Origin of the sequence: Allobosea sp. (genome assembly GCF_030694325.1) — a bacterium.
Lineage (GTDB): Bacteria > Pseudomonadota > Alphaproteobacteria > Rhizobiales > Beijerinckiaceae > Allobosea.
In genome coordinates, this window is the sequence record NZ_JAUXYO010000063.1 from 1 (window position 1) to 7308 (window position 7308).

The window sequence follows — 7308 nt, forward strand, 5'->3', positions numbered from 1 at the left end:
GTGCGGCCGGGCGGGGTTTGCGGGTTTCGTCGCTTGCGGCCGTTGCGGGCCGAAGGCGGCGGAGGCGCAGATCGCCATCGCGCGGGTGAGTCAGGCCGCGCGACCCGAGACCCGGATAACCAGAAGGCGATCTGGTCGGCAGAAAACACCTGCGCGCGGGACGAGGTAGCGGCTGTTGGCGCTGCTTCGACACGACATTCGACATCGACATCGGCACGCAGCCGTCGACTGCGACGCCACCATCGTCCCGCGCATCCCCTTGGATACGCATTCGTAGAGCCCGAAACCCCGCGGCGTTCAGCCGGTCGGGGGTTTCGGTGTGATTCAGATCGCGCGCTTGCCGATGATCGCGAAGCGCAGCTTGGACGAGAGGAAGTCGATCGCGGTGACGGCGGCCAGGATCAGCAGGATCAGGAAGGAGACCTGCTGCCATTCGAGCGTGCGGATGGTCTCCGCGAGGTAGAGGCCGATGCCGCCGGCGCCGACGATGCCGATGATGGTCGAGGAGCGGGTGTTGGACTCGATGTAGTAGAGCACCTGGCTCGCGATCACCGGCAACACCTGCGGGATCAGGCCGAAGCGGATCTCGTGGAGCTTGTTGCCGCCCATCGAGGTCACGCCCTCGACCGGCTTGCGGTCGGCGGATTCGATGGCCTCCGAATAGAGCTTGCCGAAGGCGCCGAGATCGCTGGTCATGATCGCGAGCATGCCGGCGAAGGGGCCGAGACCAACGACGTTGATCCAGATCAGCGCCCAGATCAGCGCATCGACGCCGCGCACGGTGTCGAGCGAGCGGCGCGCGAAGAAATGCACGATCTTGTTGGCGACGACGTTGCGAGCGGCGATGAAGCCGAGCGGGAAGGCGAGGATCGCGGCCAGGATGGTGCCGAGGAAGGCGATCGCGATCGTCTCGAACAGCGCCTTCACGAAGATGATCGCGCGGGCGAAGGAGCCGGGGTCGGGCGGCAGCATCAGCACCACGAAGGTACCGAGGTTACTGAGCCCCGACAGGATCCGCCAGATCGAGACCTCGAAGGTGCTGACGCCATAGACGAAGAGACCGATCAGCACGGCGACGACAGCGCCGGTGGTCAGCTTCGTCTGCAGCGAGCCGCCGATGGCGGCCTGGTGGCGGGCGACGAGCGCGGCTTGTTCGGCGGGGGACAGGGCGAGGCTCATTTGCCGTGCTCCAGGCTCAGCAGCGCGTGGCGCAACCGCTCGGTGCCGAAATCGATCAGCATCACCGTGACGATGATCAGCAGCAGGATGGCGCTGACATCGGTGAAGTAGAATTTGCGGATCGCTTCGATCAGGTCCTGGCCGATGCCGCCGGCGCCGACGAAGCCCATGATCGAGGCGCCGCGGACATTGATCTCGAAGCGCAGCAGCGCGTAGCTGGCGAAATTGGAGAGCACCTGGGGGACAATCGCGAAACGGATCGTCTGCCACCAGCCGGCGCCCGTCGCGGTGAGCCCGTCCACCGGCTTCATGTCGATGTTCTCGACGACCTCGGAGAACAGTTTGCCCATCGCGCCCATGGTATGGATGGCGATCGCCAGCACGCCCGGCAGCGGACCGAGGCCGAAGGCGATGACGAAGATCAGCGCGAAGACGATCTCAGGAACGGTGCGGCAGAATTCGAGGAAGCGCCGCGCCACGAAGCGGGCCCAGCCCGAGCGCCCGAGATTGGCGGCGGCGACGAAGCAGAGCAGAAAGCCGCCGAGCGCGCCGAGGATCGTTCCGACATAGGCGATGAGCACGGTCTGCCAGAGCAGCTTGAGCCAGCCCTTCCAGCCCCAGAACCATTCGGCGAGATCGGCGCCGAGGCTGTTCCAGCGCAGCACCGGCATGGTCTCGAGGATGTATTTCGGGAAGCGCCAGGCATTGTCTGCGAATTTGCCGAGATCGACCTCCGAGCCGATGGCGGAGAGCCAGACGAGCACGGCGAGGACGGCCGCACCGATGAGCGTCTGGCGGCGCTTGGCGGCCATGGCGCCGGCATAGGCCGCGGCATGGGCCGTGATCGCGGGATCGTCGCGGTCGATCGCGAGGGTCATGGATCGTTGAATCCGTTGCCGGTCGGGCGCGGGGAACCCCTCTCCTGTAAGGAGAGGGGCAGGGGTGAGGTGTCGGTCGTTGGACCAGTCGAACGCCGCCTTTTGCAGCAGTGGGTTGCGGTGAGGTCACGGCCAAGGCGTCAAACGGACGACCCCTCACCCTGCTGCCCTTTCCCTTCGGGAGAGGGTTCCCCGCGCTGCGCTGGTCCGACGGCGCGGGTTAGCCTCTACGAGGCCTTCTTGCGGCGCAGCGCGTCGACGAACTTGTTGAGTTCGATGATCGGGTCGTAGGCCTTGTTGTCGACGGCCTGGAGCGGACCCTGCTTGCCCTCATAGATCTTGTCGAAGGCCGCCTTGTCCTTGGTGGCGAGGTTGAGCACCGCGTCCTTGATCTTGGCCTTCAGCTCGGTCGGCAGCTCGGTCAGATAGGCCATCGGCGAGTTCACGATCTGCTCGGACTTGTAGATGATCCGGAAATCCTCGGCCTTGACCATGTTCTTGCGGGCCATGCGCTGCAGGTTGGATTCCTGCTCGTCGTTCCACCAGTTGGCGGCGACATCGACGGTGCCTTGGCCGAGCGCGATGACCGCGTTCTCGTGGCTGCCGGTGTAGACCACCTTGCCGAAATAGCTCTCGGGATCGATCTTCATGCCATCGAGCGCGAAGCGCGGGACGTTGTTGCCCGAGGTCGAATTCGGGTCGACCAGGCCGAGGTTCTTGCCCTTCAGATCCTCGATCTTCTGGTAGGGCGAGTCCTTCTTCACGTAGAAGACCGAGTAGTAGCCCTTGGTGCCGTCGATGTTGGTCTCGATCGCGAAAGCGTCGATCTTCGCGCCGGTCATCAGCGCGCGGGCGAAGGAGGACGGACCGTACATGCCGATATGGATGTTGCCGGCGCGCTGGCCCTCGATCAGGGCGGCATAGTCGTTGGCGATGCGCAGCGTCACCTTGGTGCCGATTTCCTTGGCGAGGTAGTTCACGAAGGGCGTGTAGCGCTCGACGACGCCCGAGGCGTTCTCGGCCGGGATGATGGCGAAGACGAGTTCCGGATACTTCGCCTTCCAATCCTGGGCGAAGGCGGGGGCGGCAAGCGAGGCGGCGAGGCCGGCAGCGGCGAGCGTCAGGGTATGACGGCGGGTCAGCATGGTTTTGCTCCTGTTGCAGTCGGGTCGTTGGAAGTGTGGTTCGGTCGGCGGGCGCGGGCGCGGGCGGCTCAGGCGACGTTCTGCTTGGCGCGCTGCGCCTCTTCGCTGGCGATGGCCTCGAGCTGATCGAGCGCCTCGGCGCCGGCATCCTTGGCCTCGATGCCGTAGAGCTTGGCGGCGACCTCGCTGGTGAGCTGGTGCGGCGGGCCGTCGAAGACGACCTTGCCGGCGGCCATGCCGATCAGCCGGTCGCAGTATTTCGACGCGATATCGAGGTGATGCAGGTTCGAGACGACGGTGATGCCGTCCTCGCGGTTGATCCGAAAAAGCGCATCCATCACCACCTGGGTGTTGCGCGGGTCGAGCGAGGCGATCGGCTCGTCGGCGAGGATGATCTGCGGCTCCTGGACGAGGGCGCGGGCGATGGCGACACGCTGCTGCTGGCCGCCGGAGAGGGTTTCGGCGCGCTGGGCGAGCAGATGGCCCATGTCGAGACGCTCGAGGGCGGCGATGGCGCGGATCTTGTCGTCGCGGGAGAAGCTCTTGACCAGGGTCAGCGCGGCGGAGCGGTGGTCGAGCCGGCCGAGCAGGACATTGGTCAGCACGTCGAGCCGGCCGACGAGGTTGAACTGCTGAAAGATCATCGCCGTATCGCGGCGCCAGCGGCGGAGTGGCGCGCCCTTCAGGGCTGTGACGTCGCGGTCGCCGGAGACGATGCGGCCTGCGCTGGGGTCGGCGAGGCGGTTGAGCATGCGCAGCAAGGTCGACTTGCCCGCTCCCGACCGGCCGATGATGCCGACCATCTCGCCTCGGGGAATGGAGAGCGTGACGTTGTCGACAGCGGCATTGACGCCGAAGCGCTTGGTCAGACCTTCGATGCGCAGCATGATCGCGGTCCCGCGTTCAGAGGCGAGCATGAGTTCGGCCCGAGGCAGGTCATGCCGCCGGGCTCACGCTCCTTGATGAAGGATTGCTAAACACGGCAGATGACAGGCCGGTGACGGCGTTTTGGGCCGTCAGGCGCCTCGCAGCAGCAGATCGACGCAATCGCGGACATAGGCGGCGCGGAGGTCGGGGGGCGTCTGCTCGACGTTCATCAGGGCCCGATGCTGATGGAAGCCTCGGAGCATGCCGACGAACTGCTCCGCCAGCACCCGGGAGCGTGCCTCGTCCAGCGGCCGCGCCAGACCATCACCGATATGTGAACGCTGCCGCAGGAGCGCCGAAAGGTCGTCGATGATCCGCAGCGCCCCGGCCTCGTAAGCGGCCTGACCGAGTTCGGGAAAGCGCGTCGCGGCGCTCATGACGAGACGGTGGAGATCGAGGGAATGCGGATTCAGCATCATCGCCAGAGCGTCCTCGCCGAGCCTGACGAGGGCGCTGCGCAGGTCCGCCTCCGCGACCGGCCGACGGAGCGGAATCGTCAATTTTTCAGCAAGTTGCGTGCAGATCGCGCGGAACAGCGCGTCCTTGTCGGCGAAGTGGCTGTAGATGGTCTGCTTGGAGACGCCGGCGCGCTGGGCGATCTGGTCGAGCGTCACGCGGTCGTAGCCTTCGGCGAGGAACATCGCGGAGGCGGCGCGCAGTATGGCGTTGTGCTTGTCCACCCGCAATCGTGACGGCAGGCTCCTTGCATCCGGCTCGCCGGAGGCAGACAATTCCGCTTCGGCAGCGTCTGTCATCGTTCTGCCCTTCGGACCCCTTATCAAACTGGACCGTCCAGTCTAAAATAAACCTGTCGCATCGGAGCGTCCAGTTCAATGAAGCGGTTCGTCTATCTGCTCCTGCTCGTCGGCCTCGCGGTCGGAGGCTACTACGGCTATCGCCACTACGAGAAGTCGAAGGCGCCGGCCCAGGCTGCGGCTCCGGCCGCGCCGCGCGCCGGCGTGCCGGTCGAGGTGGCGAAGATCGAACGCGGGACCGTGAACGAGGAGGTCGAGGCGCTGGGCACGCTCGCCGCGGACGAGTCGGTCGTGATCGCTCCCGAAATCGCCGGCCGTGTGACCGCGCTCGGCTTCAAGGAGGGCGAGCGCGTCGAGAAGGGGCAGGTGCTGGTCAAGCTCGACACCGCGATCCTCGACGCCGAACTCAAGCAGCAGCAGGCCGATCTCGGACTGGCGCGAGACACTTTCGAGCGCAACCGCTCGCTCAGCCAACGCGGCGTCGGCACGCAGGTGGCGCTCGACGAAGCCACCGCCAAGCTCGCCGCCGCCGAGGCGCGGGTGCAGCTGTCGCAGGCGAAGCTGGCGCAATCGACGCTGATCGCGCCCTTCAACGGCGTCGTCGGCCTGCGTGCGGTCAGCGTCGGCGATTATGTCGCGGTGGGCAAGCAGCTGATCACGCTCACCAACATCGATCCGATCAAGGTCGATTTCCGGGTGCCCGAAATCTTCCTGGCTCAGGTGAAGGTCGGCCAGACGATCAGCCTCAAGGTCGACGCCGTCCCCAACAGGGATTTCCAGGGCCGGATCTTCGCAGTCGATCCCGTCGTCGACATCAATGGCCGTGCGATCCGGCTGCGGGCCACGGTGCCCAACGGGGACCTGGTGCTGAAGCCAGGCCTCTTCGCCCGCGTCACCATCGTCGTCGACCAGCGCGAAAACGCGATGCTGATCCCGGAATCCGCCGTGGTGCCGGACGGCATCGGCAAGGTCGTCTTCATCGTCGAGAACGGGAAGGCGAAGCGCGTCGCCGTGGAACTCGGCAAGCGCCTGCCCGGCAAGGTCGAGGTTCTGAAAGGTCTGACGCCGCAGATGCAGGTGGTCAGTTCCGGGCAGATGCGGCTGAGGGACGGCGCGACCGTCTCGATCAAGAACACTGCGCCGCCCGTGCAGACCAGCGCGCTGCCCGTCGCGCCGACGAGCCCCTGAGCCGAGACCCCGCGCCATGAGCCTCTTCGCCATGTTCGTCCGCCGGCCGGTCTTCTCGACCGTGCTGAGCCTGCTGGTGCTGCTGATCGGCGCGGTGTCCTATACGCGCCTGACGGTGCGCGAATATCCCAATATCGACGAGCCGGTCGTCTCGGTGCGCACGGTCTACACCGGCGCCAGCGCCGAGATCATCGAGACGCAGGTCACGCAGATCCTGGAGAACTCGATCGCAGGCATCGAGGGCATCGAGATCATCTCCTCGACCAGTCGACAGGAGCAGAGCAACATCTCGGTCCGCTTTCGGCCCGATGTCGACCCCGATGTCGCGGCGTCCGACGTGCGCGACCGCGTCAGCCGCGTGCGCGGCCGCATGCCGACCGAGATCGACGAGCCGATCATCGCCAAGGTCGAGGCAGACGCGCAGCCGATCCTGTTCCTCTCACTGGTCAGTTCGCGCCATAATCCGCTGGAGCTGACCGACTTCGCCGACCGGTTCATCACCGACCGCGTGCAGAACATCACCGGCGTGGCCGAGGTGCAGATCCGCGGCGAGCGGCGCTACGCCATGCGCATCTGGCTCGATCGGGCCCGGATGTCGGCCTACAACATCACGGTTCAGGAGATCGAGGCGGCGGTCCGGGCCCAGAACGTCGAGATCCCGTCGGGACGGATCGAAAGCAACAACCGCGAATTCACGGTCCTCTCGCAAACCGGGCTGACGACGCCGGAGCAGTTCCAGCAGATCGTCATCAAGGACGCCAACAACTTCCCGATCAAGCTGAGTGACGTCGCGCGCGTCGAACTCGGTGCTCTGGCCGAGCGCAATGCCGCCTGGTTCTCGGGCAAGTCCTCCGTCACGATCGGCATCGTCAAGCAGGCGACCGCCAACCCGCTGGACGTATCCAGCGGTGTCCGGGCCGCGCTGCCGGAGATCATCGAGGATCTGCCGGACGGCATGACGATCGCGACCTCTTATGACAGCTCGGTCTTCATCGACCGTTCGATCCAGGCCGTCTACACGACGATCCTCGAGGCGGTTGTCCTCGTCGTCCTGATCATCTTCGTCTTCCTGCGTTCGCTGCGCGCGACATTGATCCCGCTCGTCACCATCCCGGTGTCGCTCGTGGGCTCGTTCGCGCTGATGTATGCCTTCGGCTTCACGGTCAACACGCTGACCCTGCTCTCGATGGTGCTGGCGATCGGGCTGGTCGTCGACGACGCCATCGTCGTGCTGGA

The 7308-nt window shown here is 65.8% G+C and carries 7 protein-coding genes; 2 read left to right on the forward strand and 5 right to left on the reverse strand.

Annotated features, from left to right (window positions below):
• Positions 1-324: 324 nt before the first annotated feature.
• From phnE (Q8M82_RS03645) to Q8M82_RS03665, 5 genes are all read right to left on the reverse strand, one after another.
• Positions 325-1179 (reverse strand): phosphonate ABC transporter, permease protein PhnE, encoded by an 855-nt coding sequence (gene phnE, locus Q8M82_RS03645; RefSeq protein WP_305690022.1) that lies wholly within the window; start codon positions 1177-1179, stop codon positions 325-327.
• Entirely contained in the window at positions 1176-2057 is an 882-nt protein-coding gene (phnE, locus tag Q8M82_RS03650; RefSeq protein WP_305690023.1) for a phosphonate ABC transporter, permease protein PhnE, read from the reverse strand. The genes phnE (Q8M82_RS03645) and phnE (Q8M82_RS03650) overlap by 4 nt, the downstream gene beginning before the upstream one ends.
• Positions 2058-2284: 227 nt before the next feature.
• On the reverse strand, positions 2285-3202 hold the full coding sequence (gene phnD, locus Q8M82_RS03655) for a phosphonate ABC transporter substrate-binding protein (RefSeq protein ID WP_305690024.1): 918 nt from the start codon (positions 3200-3202) through the stop codon (positions 2285-2287).
• A 68-nt stretch (positions 3203-3270) separates the two neighbouring features.
• The gene (gene phnC, locus Q8M82_RS03660; RefSeq protein ID WP_305690025.1) at positions 3271-4089 is read right to left on the reverse strand and encodes a phosphonate ABC transporter ATP-binding protein; all 819 of its coding nucleotides are present in this window, start codon (positions 4087-4089) and stop codon (positions 3271-3273) included.
• Positions 4090-4218: 129 nt separating this feature from the next.
• Positions 4219-4884: a TetR/AcrR family transcriptional regulator gene (locus tag Q8M82_RS03665; RefSeq protein ID WP_305690026.1), complete on the reverse strand. Its 666-nt coding sequence runs from the start codon at positions 4882-4884 to the stop codon at positions 4219-4221.
• Positions 4885-4962: 78 nt separating this feature from the next.
• Between Q8M82_RS03665 and Q8M82_RS03670 the strand changes: the two genes are divergently transcribed.
• Together Q8M82_RS03670 and Q8M82_RS03675 are read left to right on the forward strand one after the other, a co-directional pair.
• Entirely contained in the window at positions 4963-6072 is a 1110-nt protein-coding gene (locus Q8M82_RS03670) for an efflux RND transporter periplasmic adaptor subunit (RefSeq protein WP_305690027.1), read from the forward strand.
• 16 nt (positions 6073-6088) lie between these two features.
• Positions 6089-7308: efflux RND transporter permease subunit (locus Q8M82_RS03675; RefSeq protein WP_305690028.1), on the forward strand; the 1220-nt coding region annotated here is incomplete at its 3' end.